The following is a 17,622-nucleotide window of genomic DNA, read 5'->3' on the forward strand; positions in this document are numbered from 1 at the left end:
CTTGATGCCGCCCGTGACAATTATAGAGCTTTTGTTCAGCCGCTTACCACCACTTTGCAGGCGTGAACTTGCCGGCAGCCTGCTCGATGGCATGCGCCGTCTTGAAGAGCGTCTCTTCTTCGAAAGGCTTGCCGATGAGCTGCAAGCCGAGCGGCAGGCCCTTGCCGTCCAGGCCGGCAGGCACCGAGAGGCCGGGAAGACCGGCCATGTTGACCGTGATGGTGAAGACGTCCTGGAGGTACATCTTGACGGGATCGGAGGCGAGTTCCTCATCGCCGACAGCGAAGGCGGAAGACGGGGTAATCGGCGCCAGAATGGCGTCGACGCCCTCATGGAAGACGTTTTCGAAATCGCGCTTGATCAGCGTGCGGACCTTTTGCGCCTTCAGGTAATAGGCGTCGTAATAACCGGCTGACAGCACGTAGGTGCCGACCATGATACGGCGCTGCACTTCCTTGCCGAAACCGGCTGCACGGCTCTTCTCGTACATGTCGGCAATGTCCTTGCCGTCCACGCGCAGGCCGTAACGTACGCCGTCATAACGAGCGAGGTTGGACGAAGCTTCCGCGGGCGCGACGATGTAATAGGCCGGAAGCGCGTATTTGGTGTGCGGCAGCGAGATATCCACCACTTCGGCACCGGCATCGCGCAGCCATTCGACGCCCTTTGCCCAGAGCTTTTCGATTTCTTCCGGCATGCCATCGACGCGATATTCCCTGGGGATACCGATCTTCAGGCCCTTGAGCGACTGGCCGATGGCCTTTTCGTAATCCGGCACCGGCAGGTCGACGGAGGTCGTATCCTTTGCGTCAACGCTCGCCATCGTCTTCAACAGGATAGCGGCGTCGCGCACGTCACGTGCGATCGGGCCGGCTTGATCGAGCGAGGAAGCATAAGCAACGATGCCGTAACGCGAGCAACGGCCATAAGTAGGCTTGATGCCGACGGTGCCGGTAAAGGCAGCTGGCTGGCGGATGGAGCCGCCGGTGTCGGTTGCCGTGGCGCCGGCGCACAGATGCGCGGCAACGGCTGCGGCCGAACCGCCGGAGGAGCCACCGGGCACCAGCTTCTGCTCTGAGCCGTTGGCGCGCCAGGGGTTGATGGCCGGACCGTACCAGGAGCTTTCGTTGGACGAGCCCATGGCGAACTCGTCCATGTTGAGCTTGCCGAGCATGACGGCGCCCTGGTCCCAGAGGTTCTGGGTGACGGTCGATTCGTATTTCGGCTTGAAGCCATCGAGAACATGCGAACACGCCTGAGTGTGCACGTCACGGGTGGCGAAAAGGTCCTTCACGCCGAGCGGAACGCCTTCCAGCTCGCCCGCCGCGCCTGCGGCGATGCGGCCATCGGAGGCTTTCGCCATGTCGCGCGCCTTTTCAGGCGTCAAGGCAACATAGGCGTTCAGCGCGCCGTTGGCGGCGTCGATGGCGGCAATATAGGCGTCGGTCAGCTCGAGGGCGGAAAACTCTTTCGCCTTGAGCTTTTCGCGGGCTTCGGCAATGGTCAGGCTCGTCAGGTCGGTCATGGTCGGCAACGGCTTTCGAAATCTTGAAAAAATCGGGCGGCAAACGGCGGTCGGATTACTCGACCACTTTCGGAACCATGAAGAAGTCCCGGTCGGTAGCAGGCGCATTGGCGACGATGTCTTCCGCCTTGTTGCCGTCGGTCACGACGTCGGCACGCTTTTTCATATCCACGGGGGTAACGGAGGTCATCGGCTCGACGCCGTCAACATTCACTTCCGAAAGCTGCTCCACGAAACCGAGTATGCCGTTCAACTGGCCAAGCATATTTTGTGCTTCGTCTTCAGTAACAGCGATACGGGCAAGGCGCGCAACGCGCTTTACGGTGGCGAGATCGACGGACATGGTTCTACTCCGGTCAGAATTTTCCTAACCGCTATAATCACCATGTCCGCCATTCGCAACGGTAGAAAGCATGTCGCGTAAAACTGTGTAGCGGTTTTGCTGTAGCGACATGCGTCAGCAAAATGTCAGAAGGACAGTATTTCGCCCGGCTTCGGCGTGTGGACGCGCGCATCCGAGCCTTCCATGCCGGCCACGAACTTCTCCGGCGTCTGGTCAACGATCGGGAAGGAACCATAGTGGCAGGGAATGACGTTGGCGAATTTGAAAAAGCGCTGGCAGGCGAGTGCAGCCACCGCACCACCCATGGTGAAGCGGTCGCCGATTGGCACGAGACCGATATCCGGCTGGTGCAATTCGTTGATGAGCTTCATGTCGGAGAAAATATCCGTATCGCCCATATGATAGACGGCCGGACCGTCTTCGAAATGCAGCATCAGTCCATTGGCGTTGCCGAGTGAATGGGAAACGCCATCCTCAGTGATCTGGGCGGACGAATGCAGCGCATTGGTAAAGGTTACGGAAAAACCGTCGAAATGTACCGTGCCGCCGGTATTACCCATATCGACCTTCGCCACGCCCTTGGTGGAAAGCCAAGCGGCGAGATCGGCATTGGCAAGCACCGTCGCGCCCGTTTCGCGAGCAAGCTGGACGGTATCCCCCACATGATCGCCGTGGCCGTGGGTCAGGAGAATATGGGTGATGCCTTCAGCCGCGCTTTTCGCATCCTGTCCGGCAAAACCGGGATTGCCGGTGAAAAACGGATCGATAAGGATCTTCGCGCTGCCGTTTTCAAGGCGGAAGGCGGAATGGCCGAGCCAGGTGATTTTCATGGGAAGTTCTCCTTTGTATTGCCCGTATATTATGACATAGGACGGCTTGAACAACCGCACTACCGATATTTCAGAGAGGCGACAATGGCCGCGGATAATGACGATTACGTGTATGACGAGGCGACCGGCGAATGGCGGCCTGCGTCCGAGCTGGCCGCAGAAGCTTTGCGCGCGAACGAAGTGCGCGATGCGGCAGGCAACGTGCTTGCGGATGGTGACCAGGTAACGCTGATCAAGGATCTGAAGGTCACAGGCACCAATACGGTCATCAAGCAGGGCACTGTCATCAAATCGATCCGCCTGACCGGAAATCCGGAAGAAATCGATTGCAGGCACGAGACGGTCAAGGGTCTGGTGCTGCGCACCGAATTCGTCCGAAAAAGATAAAGGACAGCGTACGACATGGCGATACTTACCATCGAGGAGCTCGCGGAAACGCTTCAGCCGGCACAGGCGATTGCGGGCCTCGACCTTGGGACGAAAACCATCGGACTTGCCATGTCGGACCTGTCGCGGCGCTTCGCCACGCCGCGCCCCGTCATCAAACGGGTCAAATTCACTCGGGATGCCGAGGTGCTGCTGGCCTTTGCCGAAAAGGAAAAGGTATCCGCTTTCATCATCGGCCTGCCCATAAACATGGATGGATCGGCCGGACCACGCGCTCAGGCAACACGCGCCTTCGTTCGTACCATGGGGGAAAAAACCGCCCTGCCCTTCATTTTCTGGGATGAACGGCTTTCAACGGTCGCCGCCGAACGTGTGCTTCTGGAAATGGACGTCTCTCGCGCCAAACGGGCCGAACGCATCGATTCGGCAGCCGCAAGCTTCATTCTTCAGGGCGCGCTGGACAGGCTTTCGGCACTCGCCCGCGCAACGGGCTGACGTCCCTGCCACCAATTGGCAATCTGTTTTCGCTTGCGGAAAGCAAGGATCGCAAAAACGATCAGGCTGTCGACCGCTATGGCGCGCGCGACCAGCGGCGGCAGGCTTTCCGGCGGCAGGCCGAGGATATTGCCGTAAATCTGGAATACCAGATCATGCGTCTGGCGCGTCAGCATGAAGAAGCCGAAGCTCAAGTCGTAATATGATAGCCAGTACCAGCTGCCGAGCAATGCAACGGGACCGGCCCAGAGGATCAAAAACCACTTCATGCAGTCTGCTCCCGCGTGAAAATCGTATCGGGAATGCCAGCAAGCACCGCCCAGCGCACCAGAGCCATCAGGCAAAGGTTAAACGCTGGCGCGTCAATATCCAACGGCAGCATAGCAAAAAACGTCATCATGACGCCCAAAGCTGTCCAGCGGCTCACTTGCGGCTCCCTTATACGCAGTCATTGCGCATGGTTAACATTTTGTTAATGCACACTGGACCGGTAACCATGGCTAAGCAAATGAAAGCTGTCGTTATGGTTAACGGTGGCGGGTCCGGCTGTGGAAAACACCCCTCACGAAGCCAACGGCATGCGATGCCGCAAGGTTGCCGGACCGCTGAAAACATGGTTGATTTTTCGTCAAATAACGGCCGATTTTGTTGAGGCGACCATCTCGCCCGGCTCGTTACGCCGCGCTCAGCCGTAAACGCCGCGCACCAGTCTTTTGACGGCGGTTGCAATCTTGTCCCAGTCCTTGTCCGACTTCAACGGCACGCCGGCGAACTGGCCGCTGGTGGCGGCGGAAATCACGAGATGCTGGATGGCGGCGAACAACACGGCATTGACGGCTGCGGTATCTACGCCCTTGGGTGCTGCCAGCGATCCGCGCATGCGCTCCAGCCATTTGCCGAGCGATTTGGCACGGGCTTCGGCAAGCTGCCTGACCTGCGGCGAGCCATCCGACACTTCCCAGGCAATGATCTTGCAGACGAGAGGATCGCTGCGCAGCGCATCCATGAAATAAAGCGCCAGCTTTTCCATGAGATCGCCATAGGTCAACAGGAACATGCCGCCGGTATCTTCAGGAATACGGTCCTTCACCCAGGATCCGAGATCCTCGCCGATCGCCTCGATCAACCCTTCCAGACCGCCGAAATAACGGTAGATCAGCTGCTTGTCGCATCCGGCGCGGCGGGCAACGGCATTGATGCCAAAACCCTGAAAGCCCTCTTCGGCCAGAAGCGACCGGGCTGCCTCAAAAATCGCCTTCTCGGTCGCGGCGCGATCCTTGATGCGCTTTTCCGGCTTGTCGGCTGAAATCACCTCTGCGGTCGCCAGCATGCTTCCCTACCCGTCTTTTAAAAGGCCTGACCCAACGGGTTAACAAAGCATGAAGACGAGGACAATGCAGCGCAGCGGCTGGGGAGAAGGTTCCTGTGGATGAATGAAGATCGAGGACCCGTACCCCGCAAATAATCACTCCAGCGCCATTCCAAACCACACGGTGCCTGGTGTGTCGTGGGTTTCGAGACGTTTGAAGCCGCGGGTTTCCCAAAAGCGGATACCCGCCTGGTTGCGCTCGCTGGCGCCGAGGTGGATGCCGTAGACGTTGTTTTGTCTCGCCATATCGAGCCAGCGCGACAAAAGCCGCGTGCCGCCGCCCTTGCCCTGTGTGCGTGGCAGAAGGTTCAGGTGGATATGGGCCGGAAACGGATCGGTCAGCCAGGTTGGCGTGTGGCGCGGGTGGTGGATGAAATGTGCACGGCGCTGATCGGCGTCCCATGTTTGCTGGTCGCCAACGGGGTCGGGATAAAGGGCGCGCAGATGCGGCCACCACTCACGCTCCAGCCGCTCATCATGCAAGGCGGTATCGAGCGCGCCGGCGATGTAACCGCAGACACCCTCTTCGTCTTCCGCCACAAAAACGGCATCGGGCCACAGATGCAGATAAGGCACGGAATAAATATGCCCCACCATGCGGCCATCGCGATAAAGCGGGGTGGCATCCTGCCCGGCATCGCCGGTGGCAAGACTGATGGCGTAGAGCGCCTCTTCATCTTCAGGACGGGCGGAGCGGAAGGTCAGCATCTGCTATCGACCCCCATCTCCATGCGCGCGCACGCGCCCAACGACTTAAAGACAGAAATACGCCCCACGCCAACGCCTTTTCTCAAATCCGATACCCCTCCCACAGGGACTGCAACAACAGCCTTCCACCCTTTATCGGTCAGGACGCGGGCGGATACAATAAATCGATTATATAATTCGGATCAAAGCGAGAATCGAGCATGCCGTAAGTATGTCGCCAACCACCCGCCAGACGGGTTTCGAGGAAGGCGTCTGCGATCTTGCCGGCGCCGAGCCGGCAAAGCTCGGCGGCAGCGGCAGCAAGTGCGAATTGCTCCACCAGCAGGCGGGCAGCACCCTCATCGCGTTCGGCAAGCGCGATTGCGGCGCGCAGCACATCCGTGGTCTTTTTTCCGGCGGGTCCGAGGTCGCGCTCCAGCGTCTGGAAAACGAGATCGAACAGATCCTTGCCGCGCTGAAGAACACGCAGCACATCCAGCGCCATGACGTTGCCGGAGCCTTCCCAGATGGCATTGACCGGCGCTTCGCGGTAGTGGCGGGCAATCGGCCGTTCTTCCACATATCCGTTACCGCCAAGGCACTCCATCGCCTCGTAAATCAACGCCGGCGCGATCTTGCAGCACCAGTATTTCACAATCGGCGTCATCACCCGCGCATAGGCCGCCTCGGCGGCATTGTTGCGGGCGGCATCGAATGCCGATGCCAGCCGGAAGGAGAGTGCCGTTGCGGCTGCGACATCCAGCGCCATATCGGCGAGAACACGCGTCATGATCGGCTGGCTGACCAGCGTCTTGCCGAAGACGGAACGGCCGCGTGCGAAATGCACGGCTTCGGCGAGCGAAGCGCGCATCATGCCTGATGATGCCAAAGCGCAGTCGAGCCGCGTCAGCGTCACCATGTCGAGAATGGTGCGCACACCGCTGCCCGGTTCACCCAAAAGATAACCGAAAGCATCGGTGAACTCGACTTCGGCGGAGGCATTGGAGCGGTTGCCGAGCTTGTCCTTCAGGCGCTGGAAATGCAGGCCGTTGGCGGAACCGTCTTCCAGATAACGCGGCACCAGGAAACAGCCCATGCCGTCGCCCATCTGCGCCAGCATGACGAAACCGTCGCTCATCGGCGCGGACAGGAACCATTTGTGGCCGGACAGGCGATAGATGCCCTCGCCCACCCGCTCCGCCGTGCTGCGGTTGGCGCGCACATCCGTGCCGCCCTGCTTTTCCGTCATGCCCATGCCGACGGTGACGGCGGTTTTCTGCAAGGCCGGCTTCTGCGAGGAATCATATTTCCGCGACAGTATCTTCGGCACCCATTCCTTCTGCACACGCGACGAGGTCATGATGGCGGCAACGGAGGCGCTGGTCATGGTCAACGGGCAGAGATGCCCGGCCTCGAGCTGCGCGGTCAGATAAAATTTGGTGGCGCGCGCCTTGTGTTCGTTGCCGCGCGTCTCAGCCGCATTTTCCCAGACGCTGGAATGAAGACCCGATGACATGGAACGGCGCATCAGTGCGTGCCATGCGGGATGGAACTCAACCTGATCGAGACGTTCGCCGCGCGGGCCATGCGTGTGCAGCTGCGGCACGCCCTGATTGGCCATGCGCGCCAGTTCCTGCGCTTCGTGCGAGGTGACGTAACGGCCGAGCTGGTCGAACTCGTCTCTCAGATTGCGTGACAGGCCGGATGTGAGGTCGACGATCAGCGGATCGGAACGATAGGCATTAATACCGGACCATAGGCTAGGCTGGTTTAGTTCGGCGAGCGATTCTTCTGTCCGGTTCATGCCTGTCATTCGCATCCTTCTATCGGGATTCGTGCTTTATTGCGTGTATATGCCAAAACCCGGCTTATCGCATGCTTGCCCGCAAAGCCACCTGTCTTTATAGACCCGTTGACTATTGCGACCCGGAGGACAATTTCCATGGTCTATTTTCCCCACCGCCATCTCCTCGGCATAAAGGGGCTTTCCCATCAGGATATAACCCTGCTTCTCGACAAGGCCGACGAAGCGGTGAAAATCAGCCGTCAGCGCGAGAAAAAAACCTCGACGCTTCGGGGCCTCACGCAGATCAACCTGTTCTTCGAAGCTTCGACCCGGACACAATCCTCCTTCGAACTTGCCGGAAAACGGCTTGGCGCCGATGTGATGAACATGTCGGTCAGCAATTCCTCGGTGAAGAAGGGCGAAACGCTGATCGACACGGCGATGACGCTGAACGCCATGCGCCCCGATGTGCTGATCGTGCGTCACTCCTCGGCCGGTGCCGCAGCCCTTCTCGCGCAGAAGGTTGCCTGCTCTGTGGTCAATGCCGGCGACGGCCAGCATGAACACCCGACGCAGGCCCTTCTCGACGCGCTGACCATTCGCCGCGCCAAGGGTGATCTTTCGGGAATAACGGTGGCGATCTGCGGCGACGTACTGCATTCGCGCGTTGCCCGCTCCAACATCATTCTGCTCAACCAGATGGGCGCGCGCGTGCGCGTCGTGGCTCCCGCAACGCTTCTTCCCTCCGGTATCCGCGACATGAGCGTCGAGGTCTTCCATGACATGAAGGAAGGCTTGAAGAACGCCGATGTTGTGATGATGCTGCGCCTGCAGCGCGAGCGCATGTCCGGCTCCTTCGTGCCTTCGGTGCGCGAATATTTCCACTATTACGGTCTCGATGCCGAAAAGTTGAAGGCAGCGAAAGAAGACGCGCTGGTCATGCATCCCGGCCCGATGAACCGTGGCGTGGAAATCTCATCCGAAGTGGCTGATGGTCCGCAGAGCGTCATCGAAAGCCAGGTGGAAATGGGGGTTGCCGTGCGCATGGCTGTCATGGAAACCCTGCTTGTCTCGCAAAATCAGGGTGAGCGCGTATGAGTGCCGTGACCGTTCTCAAAAACCTTCGCATCGTTGATCCCTCCCGCAATCTGGACGAGGTGGGCAGCATCGTCATCGGTGCCGACGGCACGATCCTCGCCTCCGGCGGGCAGGCACACAACCAGGGTGTGCCCGAGGGTGCGACGGTTCGCGACTGCAAGGGGCTGCTGGCCGTTCCCGGTCTGGTGGATGCCCGCGTCTTTGTCGGTGAGCCGGGTGGCGAACACCGTGAAACCATCGAATCCGCTTCCCGCGCGGCAGCGGCCGGCGGCGTCACCAGCATCATCGTCATGCCGGACACCGACCCCGTTATCGACGACATTGCGCTGGTAGAATATGTGAAAAAGGCGGCACGCGACAAGGCGCTCGTCAATGTGCATCCCGCCGCAGCCCTGACCAAGGGCCTCAACGGCGAGGAAATGACCGAGATCGGCATGCTGAAGGAAGCCGGTGCGGTTGCCTTCACCAATGGCCGCAGGGCGCTTTCCGACACGCTGGTGCTGCGCCGCGCCATGACCTATGCGCGCGAATTGGGTGCGGTGATTGCACTTGAGACCCGCGACAAATATATCGGCGGCGGCGACATGAACGAGGGGCTTTTCGCAAGCTGGCTCGGTCTGTCCGGAATCCCCAAGGAGGCCGAGATCATTCCGCTGGAGCGCGACCTGCGCATTGCCGGTCTGACGCAAGCGATCTATCACGCCGCCAAGATTTCCGTGCCGGAGTCGGCAGAAGCGATCCGTCTTGCCCGGCAGCGGGGCGTCAAGGCGACCTGCGGCATCTCGATCAACCATCTGACGCTGAACGAGAACGATATCGGCGAATACCGTACCTTCTTCAAGCTCTCACCTCCCTTGCGCGCCGAAGACGACCGCAAGGCCATGGTCGAGGCGCTGAAGGATGGCACGATCGACATCATCGTTTCCTCGCACGACCCGCAGGACGTGGACACCAAGCGCCTGCCCTTTTCGGATGCGGCAAGCGGTGCGGTGGGGCTGGAAACCATGCTGGCGGCGGCGCTTCGCCTTCACCATAGCGGCGAGGTTCCGCTGATGCGGCTGATCGATGCGCTTTCCACCCGCCCGGCGAAAATCTTCGGACTGGATGCGGGAACGCTTAATGCCGGCGCGAAGGCTGATATCACGCTGATCGACCTGGACGAGCCTTGGCTGGTTGCAAGAGATCAACTGGTGTCGAAATCCAAGAATACGCCGTTTGAGGATGCCCGTTTCAGCGGCCGCGCTGTCGCCACTTATGTGGCTGGCAAAGCGGTTCATTCCTTGGCATAAGATCACGGGCATGGGATCACGCAGGCGCGCGACGAGAGGGAACGTTGAATGAGTGCTTTGACTGACTGGCAGACGGCGCCTGCCCTTCTCGCGCTTGCGGCGCTGATTGGCTATCTATTCGGCTCGATACCCTTCGGCCTGCTTCTTACCCGCATGGCGGGGCTGGGCGATGTGCGCAAGATTGGTTCCGGCAATATTGGCGCCACTAATGTGCTGCGCACCGGCAACAAGAAGCTCGCCGCAGCGACATTGCTGCTTGATGCGCTGAAGGGCACCGCCGCAGTGCTCGTCGCCAATGCGCTCTGGGGTTACGAGGCGTCGCTGGTTGCCGGTTTCTTTGCCTTTCTCGGCCATCTGTTTCCGGTGTGGCTCGGTTTCAAGGGCGGCAAGGGCGTGGCGACCTATATCGGCGTGCTTTTAGGCGCTGCCCCCCTGATGATGCTGGCTTTTGCGCTGATCTGGCTCGCAACCGCGTTCATCACCCGGTATTCCTCGCTGTCGGCGCTGGTTGCCATGCTTGTGATCCCGGTCGCCCTCTGGATAGTCGGGCCTGAAAAGACGGCGCTTCTGGTAACGTTGCTGAGCGTGATTTCCTGGTGGAAACACCGGGAAAACATCGCACGGCTTCTGGCCGGCACGGAAAGCAGGATCGGGCAAAAGGGCTAAGGCAAGCTTTAAGGATAAGTCATGCCGCATGAGGAAACGACACGGCAGGGCATAGAGCTTTCCGCGCGGCAGCGGGTCGCATGGCTTCGGCTGATCCGCAGCGACAATATCGGCCCCGTCACCTTCCGCGAACTCATCAATCATTTTGGCAGCGCTGAAAAAGCGCTCTCTGCCCTGCCCGAGCTTTCAAGGCGCGGCGGTTCATTGCGCAGTCCGCGCATTGCCACACAGGCGGAAGCGGAAGGCGAAATCGAAACGGCTGAAAGATTCGGCGCTCGCTTCGTCGGCATCGGTGAGCAGGACTACCCGCCTGCCCTGCGACAGCTCGACGGCGCGCCGCCACTGATCGCCATGAAGGGATCAGCATCCACCGCAACAAGACCTTGCGTCGGCATCGTCGGATCACGCAACGCCTCCATCAACGGCGCGAAATTCGCCGCGATGCTGGCGCGCGATTGCGGTCGTGCGGGCTATACGATCGCTTCCGGGCTGGCGCGCGGCATCGATGCGGCAGCGCACCGGGCAAGCCTTGCAACCGGCACGGTGGCCATGCTGGCGGGCGGTCTCGACCGTCCCTACCCTCAGGAAAATTTTGGGCTCTTGCAGGACATCTACGAACAGGGTGGCGCGACGATCAGCGAAATGCCCTTCGGCTGGGAGCCACGCGCGCGGGATTTCCCCCGCCGCAACCGGCTGATATCAGGCGTCTCGCTCGGCATCGTCATAGTGGAAGCGGCGGAACGATCCGGTTCGCTGATCACGGCGCGGCTTGCCGGCGAAGCGGGACGGCTGGTTTTCGCCGTGCCAGGCTCCCCACTCGATGCGCGCTGCGAAGGCACCAACCGGCTGATCAAGGAAGGCGCGATGCTGACCACAGGGGCGGCCGATATTCTCGATGCGCTACGACCGCTGATGGAACCGCGATTGCCCTATGACCGCAAGGTCGAGGAACCACGATCCGATGCGGAAATGTCACCGCCCGGAGATGACGAGCGCAGCATCGTTGCCGCCGCTCTCGGGCACTCGCCCGTCGAAACGGACGATATCATTCGCCACACGGGTTTTTCCGCGGCCACGGTTCACATGGTGCTGCTGGAACTCGATATTGCCGGGCGGTTAAACCGGCACGCCGGGGGGCGGGTTTCGCTCCTCGCGGATTGAAAGCTTACGCCGCCCGCTCTGGATATCGCCGACTTCCACATAGGCCATTTCAATCAGATAGCACAGCATGTCGGCGCCCTCGCGATTGGCGACGAGCCTCAGTTCCGCGAGCATCTGGCGAATGTAAGCCAAGTTCTCTCTGGTCCCTTCATTATCGGCATTATTGTTTGTTGCGTTCGGGACCATATATCTATCCTGGAATTTCAACCTGAAACAAAGATCATTACGTCAATTCAAATCATGTTGGTCACTATAACAAATTTACCAAAGATTGCAATACAACGACAGATTATCCATAGGTTGCAATTGCCTTGGAGCGATAAAATCGGGCTTGCCTCTTGACCCGCGCGCATTACCTGTCCATGTCGAATTATAAAGAAGGCGAATTGCGGCATTATGCCGTGACCCGGCTATGTTAACGGACCAGTTCCAGAGAAAAACAATATGAATGTCGTCGTCGTAGAATCTCCTGCCAAAGCCAAGACGATCAACAAGTATCTTGGTCCGGGCTACAAGGTTCTTGCATCCTTTGGCCACGTCCGGGACCTTCCTGCCAAGGACGGATCTGTGCTGCCCGACCAGGACTTCGAAATGTCCTGGGAGGTCGATAGCGCATCCGCCAAGCGCATGAAGGACATTGCCGACGCGGTGAAATCCTCCGACGGCCTGTTTCTCGCAACCGACCCGGATCGCGAGGGTGAAGCGATTTCCTGGCATGTGCTTGATCTCTTGAAGAAGAAGCGCGTTCTCGGCGACAAGCCGGTGAAGCGCGTGGTCTTCAACGCCATCACCAAAAAGGCGGTACTGGACGCGATGGCGAACCCGCGCGACATCGACGTGCCGCTGGTCGATGCCTATCTTGCCCGCCGTGCGCTGGATTATCTCGTCGGTTTCAACCTGTCGCCGGTTTTGTGGCGCAAGCTGCCGGGCGCCCGTTCCGCCGGCCGCGTACAGTCCGTTTCGCTGCGTCTCGTCTGCGACCGCGAAGCCGAGATCGAGCGTTTCGTCTCCGAGGAATACTGGAACATCAGCGCGCTGTTGAAGACACCGCGCGGTGACGAGTTCGAGGCGAAGCTGGTTTCCGCCGATGGCAAGAAGCTGCAAGGCCGTTCGATCAAGACAGGAGATGACGCCAACCGCCTGAAGGCGCTCCTGGAAGGCGCGACCTATATTGTCGATACGGTCGAGGCGAAACCCGTCAAGCGCAATCCCGGCCCGCCCTTCACCACCTCGACGCTGCAGCAGGCTGCCTCCTCGCGCATGGGCTTTTCCGCCTCGCGCACCATGCAGGTGGCCCAGAAGCTTTATGAAGGTATCGACATCGGCGGCGAAACCGTTGGTTTGATCACCTACATGCGTACCGACGGCGTGCAGATGGCGCCGGAAGCGATCGATGCCGCACGCCGCGCCATCGGCGAGCAGTTCGGCGACCGCTATGTGCCGGAAAAAGCACGCTTCTACTCAACCAAGGCAAAGAACGCGCAGGAAGCGCACGAAGCTATCCGTCCGACCGATTTTAACCGCACACCGGATCAGGTGAAGCGTTACCTCGATGCCGACCAGTTGCGTCTTTACGACCTGATCTGGAAGCGCGGCATTGCGAGCCAGATGGCATCTGCCGAAATCGAACGTACCACGGTGGAAATCCTTGCCGACAAGGACGGTGAAAAGGCCGGGCTTCGTGCCGTCGGTTCCGTCATCCGCTTCGACGGCTTCATTGCCGCCTATACCGACCAGAAAGAAGATGGCGAGCAGAGCGACGACGGTGACGATGAAGGCCGCCTGCCGCAGATCAATGCGCGCGAGAACCTCGCCAAGCAGAAGATCAACGCCAGCCAGCACTTCACCGAGCCGCCGCCGCGTTATTCGGAAGCATCGCTCATCAAGAAGATGGAAGAACTCGGCATCGGCCGTCCTTCCACCTATGCGGCGACACTGAAGACGCTAAGTGACCGCGAATATATCATCATCGACAAGCGCAAGCTCATTCCCCATTCGCGCGGACGGCTGGTGACGGCTTTCCTCGAGAGCTTCTTTGCCAAATATGTCGAATACGACTTCACCGCCGATCTGGAAGAAAAGCTCGACCGCATTTCCGCGGGCGAACTGGACTGGAAGCAGGTGCTGCGCGATTTCTGGAAGGATTTCTTCGCGCAGATCGAAGATACCAAGGAATTGCGCGTTACCAACGTGCTGGATGCGCTCAATGAAGTTCTGGCCCCGCTGGTCTTCCCCAAGCGTGAGGACGGCTCCGATCCGCGCATCTGTCAGGTTTGCGGCACCGGCAACCTTTCGCTGAAGCTCGGCAAATATGGCGCTTTCGTCGGTTGCTCCAATTATCCGGAGTGCAACTTTACCCGCCAGCTCACGTCCGATGGCTCGGAAGCCGAAGCTTCCGTATCCAACGAGCCGAAAGCGCTGGGTGCCGATCCGATGACCGGCGAGGAGTTGACGCTTCGGTCTGGCCGTTTCGGCCCGTACATCCAGCGCGGCGATGGCAAGGAGGCCAAGCGCTCCTCGCTGCCCAAGGGCTGGAAGCCTGAGGAGATCGACCACGAAAAGGCGCTGGCGCTCATCAACCTGCCGCGCGATATCGGCAAGCATCCCGAAACCGGCAAGATGATTTCCGCCGGGCTTGGCCGCTACGGACCCTTCCTGTTGCATGACGGTTCCTATGCGAACCTCGAAAGCATCGAAGATGTGTTCTCGATCGGCCTCAACCGTGCCGTTACCGTCATTGCCGAGAAGCAGAGCAAGGGACCGGGGCGCGGCCGCAACGGCACGCCTGCGGCGCTGAAGGAACTGGGTGATCACCCGGATGGCGGCCCGATCACCGTCCGCGACGGGCGTTACGGCGCTTACGTCAACTGGGGCAAAGTTAACGCCACCATTCCAAAGGGGCAGGATCCGACCTCCGTGACGCTGGACGAATCGCTGGTGCTGATTGCCGAGCGTATCGCCAAGACCGGAACCGGCGGCAAGCCCGCCAAGGCCAAGAAACCTGCTGCCAAGAAGGCCGATGGCGACACAGCCGCAAAGCCGAAGGCGACAAAAGCCAAGGCCGCAACGAAAAGCAAGACGGCTGCCAAGCCGAAGGCCGCAGCCAAACCCAAGAAGGCAGAATCGTGAGCAAGGCGCCGCGTCAGAGACAGGGTTCCGCCAGCGACGGCTTCGGACGTACCGGGCGCGGCAAGCGGACAAATGAAGGTGAAGGCATCATCCATGGCGAGGTGCCTTCCCGCGAAGTGCTGCTGAAATTCATCGCCGAGCATCCGCAGCAGGCCTCCAAGCGCGAAATCGCCAAGGCTTTCGGGCTGAAGGGCGACGACCGCGTTGTGCTCAAGGCACTGCTGAAGGAGCTTGAAACCGACGGCATGGTGCAGAAGAGCCGCAAGACGCTGACGCGACCGGGTGGCCTGCCGCCGGTGACGGTTCTCGACATCACCACCCGCGACAAGGACGGCGAATTGATCGGCCGGCCTGCCGAATGGCCTGAAGATCAGGGCGCGGCCCCCGCCGTGCTCATCCGCCAGTCCTCGCAGGATCGCAGTAAGAAAGCCCCTGCCGCCGGTCTCGGCGATCGCATTCTGGCAAAAATATTCCCTTCCAAGGACAGCGTCGGCCCGGCCTACACGGCCCGCGTCGTCAAGCTGATCGACCGTCGTCAGAACGCACTGCTTGGCGTGTTCAAGGAAACGGAAGGCGGCGGCGGACGCCTGATGCCGATCGACCGGCGCGGCGAGGAAATGGTCATCGACCCCGAGGGTGTGGGCGATGCCAAGGACGGCGACCTGATCGAGGTGGATACCTCGCGCAACAGCGGTCGTTACGGCCTGACACGCGCAAAGGTTCTTTCGGTCGTCGGCTCAGTCGCCTCGGAAAAGGCGATCTCGATGATCGCGATCCATGCCCACGGTATTCCGCACATCTTCCCGCCGAATGTTCTGGCCGAGGCGGATGCCGCAAAACCCGCGACCATGTCTCACCGTGAAGACTGGCGCGACCTGCCGCTGATCACGATCGATCCGGCCGACGCCAAGGACCATGACGACGCGGTCTATGCCGAACTCGACCCTTCGCCCGACAATCCTGATGGAGTGATCGTCACCGTCGCTATCGCCGACGTGTCCTGGTATGTGCGATCAGGCGCACCGCTCGACCGCGAGGCGCTGAAGCGTGGTAACTCCGTCTATTTCCCTGATCGTGTCGTGCCGATGCTGCCGGAACGCATCTCCAACGACCTCTGCTCGCTGAAGGAAGGCGTCGACCGCCCTGCCCTTGCTGTGCGGATGACGTTCTCGAAGGAAGGCCGCAAGGCGAGCCACACTTTCCATCGCATCATGATGAAGAGTGCCGCCAAGCTCTCCTACCAGCAAGCGCAGGCCGCAATCGACGGCCGCCCGGACGACAAGACCGGCACGCTGCTGGAGCCGATCCTGAAGCCGCTGTGGCACGCCTATGCCGTGATGAAGCGCGGCCGCGATCGCCGCCAGCCGCTGGAACTCGACATGCCGGAGCGCAAGATCCAGCTCAGGCCCGACGGCACGGTGGACAAGGTCGTCATTCCCGAACGCCTCGATGCGCACAAGCTGATCGAGGAAATGATGATCCAGGCGAACGTCGCCGCCGCAGAGACCCTGGAAAAGAAAAAGCAGCGGCTGGTCTACCGCGTGCATGACGCCCCCACACTTACCAAGCAGGAAGTGCTGCGCGAATTCCTCGGCACCATCGGCATCTCCATGGCCAAGGGTGTCGCGATGCGCGCCAATTCCTTCAACGGCATTCTGGCGCGCGCACTCGACACGCCGCACCAGATCATGGTCAACGAGATGGTGCTGCGCAGCCAGAGCCAGGCGATCTACAGCCCGGAAAATATCGGCCATTTCGGCCTCAACCTGATGAAGTACGCGCATTTCACCTCACCGATCCGCCGTTATGCCGACCTGATCGTACATCGGGCGCTGGTCGGATCGCTAGGCCTCGGCGAAGGCGGCATCACCCCGCAGGAAGAGGCGACGCTTGACGATATCGCCGCCGAAATCTCGACCTTCGAGCGCCGCGCCATGGCCGCAGAGCGCGACACCATCAACCGGCTGATCGCGCACCATCTTTCCGAGCGCGTCGGTGAGGAGTTCGATGGCCGCGTCGCGGGTGTCACCAAGGCGGGACTATTTGTCGCGCTGCCGCAGTTTGGCGCCGACGGGTTTGTTCCTATATCTACACTTGGAACCGACTATTTCCTCTACGACGAAGCTCATCAGGCTCTGACGGGGGAAAAGACTGGTCTCGGTTATCAACTCGGCGATACGGTTCAGGTGCGGCTTGCAGAAGCGGTACCCTTGGCTGGTGCGCTGCGGTTTGAAATGCTGAGCCCGGGGCGCAAGATGCCGGTCGGCTCGCGGTCGTTCCACAAGGCAGGCCGGCGGACATCACGTCCTTCCGCCAAGCCGGGAACAAGGCCGCCGAGAGGACGTCGGTAACAAGACCGCGTCAAGCGGTTAAGACAAACGGGAGAAGGACTTCAGGATGAGTGCAAATCAGGGCTCGGAAACGGTTACCTTCGGAGATGGAAGCGCGGAGCGTCCGCTTGGCCGCTCGATCATGCGGGGCATGGCCAATCGCTGCCCGGCCTGTGGCAGCGGTCGCCTGTTTCGGGCCTTCCTGAAGCCAGTGGACAATTGCGCGGCCTGCGGCGAGGAAATGCATCATCACCGTTCCGACGACCTGCCGCCCTATATTTCCATCGTCATCATCGGCCATATCGCCGTTGGCGGCTTCATGATGACCGATCTCGTGCTTTCCGTTCCCATGTGGGTACACTTCGCCATCTGGGTGCCTATCACCATTCTGGCCGCGCTTCTGACGCTGCAACCGATCAAGGGTGGCGTCATCGGCCTGCAATGGGCACTTAGAATGCACGGCTTCGACGGAAAACAGCCAAAAGTGCAGATCGACGGCTCCTCCCACTGACGGCGGGTGGGAATTT

18 protein-coding genes are annotated in these 17,622 nt (G+C 60.3%); 9 read left to right on the plus strand and 9 right to left on the minus strand.

Annotation, left to right across the window (positions count from 1 at the left end; translation table 11 throughout):
* Positions 1-43 precede the first annotated feature (43 nt).
* The 3 genes from gatA to AC1DCP_RS07915 form a co-directional block, all read right to left on the minus strand.
* Complete coding sequence (gatA, locus tag AC1DCP_RS07905) at positions 44-1,525, minus strand: Asp-tRNA(Asn)/Glu-tRNA(Gln) amidotransferase subunit GatA (protein ID WP_003512742.1); 1,482 nt, start codon at positions 1,523-1,525, stop codon at positions 44-46.
* Positions 1,526-1,580: 55 nt separating this feature from the next.
* Positions 1,581-1,868 carry an Asp-tRNA(Asn)/Glu-tRNA(Gln) amidotransferase subunit GatC gene (gene gatC / locus AC1DCP_RS07910; RefSeq protein WP_003512734.1) on the minus strand — a complete coding sequence of 96 codons (288 nt, stop codon included), beginning with the start codon at positions 1,866-1,868 and terminating at the stop codon, positions 1,581-1,583.
* A 125-nt stretch (positions 1,869-1,993) separates the two neighbouring features.
* Positions 1,994-2,698: a metal-dependent hydrolase gene (locus AC1DCP_RS07915; protein WP_003512733.1), complete on the minus strand. Its 705-nt coding sequence runs from the start codon at positions 2,696-2,698 to the stop codon at positions 1,994-1,996.
* Positions 2,699-2,782: 84 nt separating this feature from the next.
* Between AC1DCP_RS07915 and AC1DCP_RS07920 the strand changes: the two genes are divergently transcribed.
* Positions 2,783-3,085: an alkylphosphonate utilization protein gene (locus tag AC1DCP_RS07920; protein ID WP_476774211.1), complete on the plus strand. Its 303-nt coding sequence runs from the start codon at positions 2,783-2,785 to the stop codon at positions 3,083-3,085.
* A 15-nt stretch (positions 3,086-3,100) separates the two neighbouring features.
* Complete coding sequence (gene ruvX / locus AC1DCP_RS07925) at positions 3,101-3,580, plus strand: Holliday junction resolvase RuvX (protein ID WP_003512731.1); 480 nt, start codon at positions 3,101-3,103, stop codon at positions 3,578-3,580.
* Here the strand turns inward: ruvX and AC1DCP_RS07930 are convergent.
* From AC1DCP_RS07930 to AC1DCP_RS07950, 5 genes are all read right to left on the minus strand, one after another.
* Positions 3,532-3,849, minus strand: coding sequence for a DUF6105 family protein (locus AC1DCP_RS07930; RefSeq protein WP_003512730.1), 318 nt, complete (start codon positions 3,847-3,849; stop codon positions 3,532-3,534). The genes ruvX and AC1DCP_RS07930 overlap by 49 nt on opposite strands.
* A complete protein-coding gene (locus AC1DCP_RS07935; protein WP_013635969.1) occupies positions 3,846-4,007 on the minus strand; it encodes a hypothetical protein in 162 nt (53 codons plus the stop codon). The genes AC1DCP_RS07930 and AC1DCP_RS07935 overlap by 4 nt, the downstream gene beginning before the upstream one ends.
* A gap of 258 nt (positions 4,008-4,265) precedes the next feature.
* Positions 4,266-4,910: a TetR/AcrR family transcriptional regulator gene (locus tag AC1DCP_RS07940; protein ID WP_003512728.1), complete on the minus strand. Its 645-nt coding sequence runs from the start codon at positions 4,908-4,910 to the stop codon at positions 4,266-4,268.
* A 135-nt stretch (positions 4,911-5,045) separates the two neighbouring features.
* Positions 5,046-5,657, minus strand: coding sequence for a GNAT family N-acetyltransferase (locus tag AC1DCP_RS07945; RefSeq protein ID WP_003512727.1), 612 nt, complete (start codon positions 5,655-5,657; stop codon positions 5,046-5,048).
* A gap of 139 nt (positions 5,658-5,796) precedes the next feature.
* Positions 5,797-7,449 carry an acyl-CoA dehydrogenase family protein gene (locus AC1DCP_RS07950; RefSeq protein ID WP_003512726.1) on the minus strand — a complete coding sequence of 551 codons (1,653 nt, stop codon included), beginning with the start codon at positions 7,447-7,449 and terminating at the stop codon, positions 5,797-5,799.
* A gap of 129 nt (positions 7,450-7,578) precedes the next feature.
* On the opposite strand from AC1DCP_RS07950, the gene AC1DCP_RS07955 reads away from it, so the two are divergent.
* The 4 genes from AC1DCP_RS07955 to dprA are packed head-to-tail and all read left to right on the plus strand — an operon-like array spanning position 7,579 to position 11,636.
* Complete coding sequence (locus tag AC1DCP_RS07955; RefSeq protein ID WP_003512724.1) at positions 7,579-8,520, plus strand: aspartate carbamoyltransferase catalytic subunit; 942 nt, start codon at positions 7,579-7,581, stop codon at positions 8,518-8,520.
* Complete coding sequence (locus AC1DCP_RS07960) at positions 8,517-9,809, plus strand: dihydroorotase (RefSeq protein WP_003512723.1); 1,293 nt, start codon at positions 8,517-8,519, stop codon at positions 9,807-9,809. Before AC1DCP_RS07955 ends, AC1DCP_RS07960 begins: the two co-directional genes overlap by 4 nt.
* Before the next feature lie 48 nt (positions 9,810-9,857).
* Entirely contained in the window at positions 9,858-10,475 is a 618-nt protein-coding gene (plsY, locus tag AC1DCP_RS07965; RefSeq protein WP_003512722.1) for a glycerol-3-phosphate 1-O-acyltransferase PlsY, read from the plus strand.
* Positions 10,476-10,496: 21 nt separating this feature from the next.
* Positions 10,497-11,636 carry a DNA-processing protein DprA gene (gene dprA, locus AC1DCP_RS07970; RefSeq protein WP_065688239.1) on the plus strand — a complete coding sequence of 380 codons (1,140 nt, stop codon included), beginning with the start codon at positions 10,497-10,499 and terminating at the stop codon, positions 11,634-11,636.
* Here dprA and AC1DCP_RS07975 read toward each other — a convergent pair.
* Positions 11,592-11,822, minus strand: coding sequence for a hypothetical protein (locus tag AC1DCP_RS07975; RefSeq protein ID WP_019565491.1), 231 nt, complete (start codon positions 11,820-11,822; stop codon positions 11,592-11,594). The genes dprA and AC1DCP_RS07975 overlap by 45 nt on opposite strands.
* A 258-nt stretch (positions 11,823-12,080) precedes the next feature.
* Here AC1DCP_RS07975 and topA point away from each other — a divergent pair, with 258 nt between their 5' ends.
* The 3 genes from topA to AC1DCP_RS07990 are packed head-to-tail and all read left to right on the plus strand — an operon-like array spanning position 12,081 to position 17,606.
* Positions 12,081-14,765, plus strand: a complete 2,685-nt coding sequence (topA, locus tag AC1DCP_RS07980; protein WP_041694374.1) for a type I DNA topoisomerase — start codon at positions 12,081-12,083, stop codon at positions 14,763-14,765.
* Positions 14,762-17,116, plus strand: a complete 2,355-nt coding sequence (gene rnr, locus AC1DCP_RS07985; RefSeq protein WP_013635963.1) for a ribonuclease R — start codon at positions 14,762-14,764, stop codon at positions 17,114-17,116. The genes topA and rnr overlap by 4 nt, the downstream gene beginning before the upstream one ends.
* A 46-nt stretch (positions 17,117-17,162) precedes the next feature.
* Positions 17,163-17,606 (plus strand): DUF983 domain-containing protein, encoded by a 444-nt coding sequence (locus AC1DCP_RS07990; RefSeq protein ID WP_003512717.1) that lies wholly within the window; start codon positions 17,163-17,165, stop codon positions 17,604-17,606.
* The last annotated feature ends 16 nt before the right edge of the window (positions 17,607-17,622 follow it).

This window comes from Agrobacterium sp. 10T429 (assembly GCF_056393925.1).

What these genes read in the sequence shown, in the direction of transcription:
- gatA (WP_003512742.1), bottom strand. Translation starts at nt 1,525, where the DNA reads ATGACCGACCTGACGAGCCTGACCATTGCCGAAGCCCGCGAAAAGCTC.
- gatC (WP_003512734.1), bottom strand. Translation starts at nt 1,868, where the DNA reads ATGTCCGTCGATCTCGCCACCGTAAAGCGCGTTGCGCGCCTTGCCCGT.
- AC1DCP_RS07915 (WP_003512733.1), bottom strand. Translation starts at nt 2,698, where the DNA reads ATGAAAATCACCTGGCTCGGCCATTCCGCCTTCCGCCTTGAAAACGGC.
- AC1DCP_RS07920 (WP_476774211.1), top strand. Translation starts at nt 2,783, where the DNA reads ATGGCCGCGGATAATGACGATTACGTGTATGACGAGGCGACCGGCGAA.
- ruvX (WP_003512731.1), top strand. Translation starts at nt 3,101, where the DNA reads ATGGCGATACTTACCATCGAGGAGCTCGCGGAAACGCTTCAGCCGGCA.
- AC1DCP_RS07930 (WP_003512730.1), bottom strand. Translation starts at nt 3,849, where the DNA reads ATGAAGTGGTTTTTGATCCTCTGGGCCGGTCCCGTTGCATTGCTCGGC.
- AC1DCP_RS07940 (WP_003512728.1), bottom strand. Translation starts at nt 4,910, where the DNA reads ATGCTGGCGACCGCAGAGGTGATTTCAGCCGACAAGCCGGAAAAGCGC.
- AC1DCP_RS07945 (WP_003512727.1), bottom strand. Translation starts at nt 5,657, where the DNA reads ATGCTGACCTTCCGCTCCGCCCGTCCTGAAGATGAAGAGGCGCTCTAC.
- AC1DCP_RS07950 (WP_003512726.1), bottom strand. Translation starts at nt 7,449, where the DNA reads ATGACAGGCATGAACCGGACAGAAGAATCGCTCGCCGAACTAAACCAG.
- AC1DCP_RS07955 (WP_003512724.1), top strand. Translation starts at nt 7,579, where the DNA reads ATGGTCTATTTTCCCCACCGCCATCTCCTCGGCATAAAGGGGCTTTCC.
- AC1DCP_RS07960 (WP_003512723.1), top strand. Translation starts at nt 8,517, where the DNA reads ATGAGTGCCGTGACCGTTCTCAAAAACCTTCGCATCGTTGATCCCTCC.
- plsY (WP_003512722.1), top strand. Translation starts at nt 9,858, where the DNA reads ATGAGTGCTTTGACTGACTGGCAGACGGCGCCTGCCCTTCTCGCGCTT.
- dprA (WP_065688239.1), top strand. Translation starts at nt 10,497, where the DNA reads ATGCCGCATGAGGAAACGACACGGCAGGGCATAGAGCTTTCCGCGCGG.
- AC1DCP_RS07975 (WP_019565491.1), bottom strand. Translation starts at nt 11,822, where the DNA reads ATGGTCCCGAACGCAACAAACAATAATGCCGATAATGAAGGGACCAGA.
- topA (WP_041694374.1), top strand. Translation starts at nt 12,081, where the DNA reads ATGAATGTCGTCGTCGTAGAATCTCCTGCCAAAGCCAAGACGATCAAC.
- AC1DCP_RS07990 (WP_003512717.1), top strand. Translation starts at nt 17,163, where the DNA reads ATGAGTGCAAATCAGGGCTCGGAAACGGTTACCTTCGGAGATGGAAGC.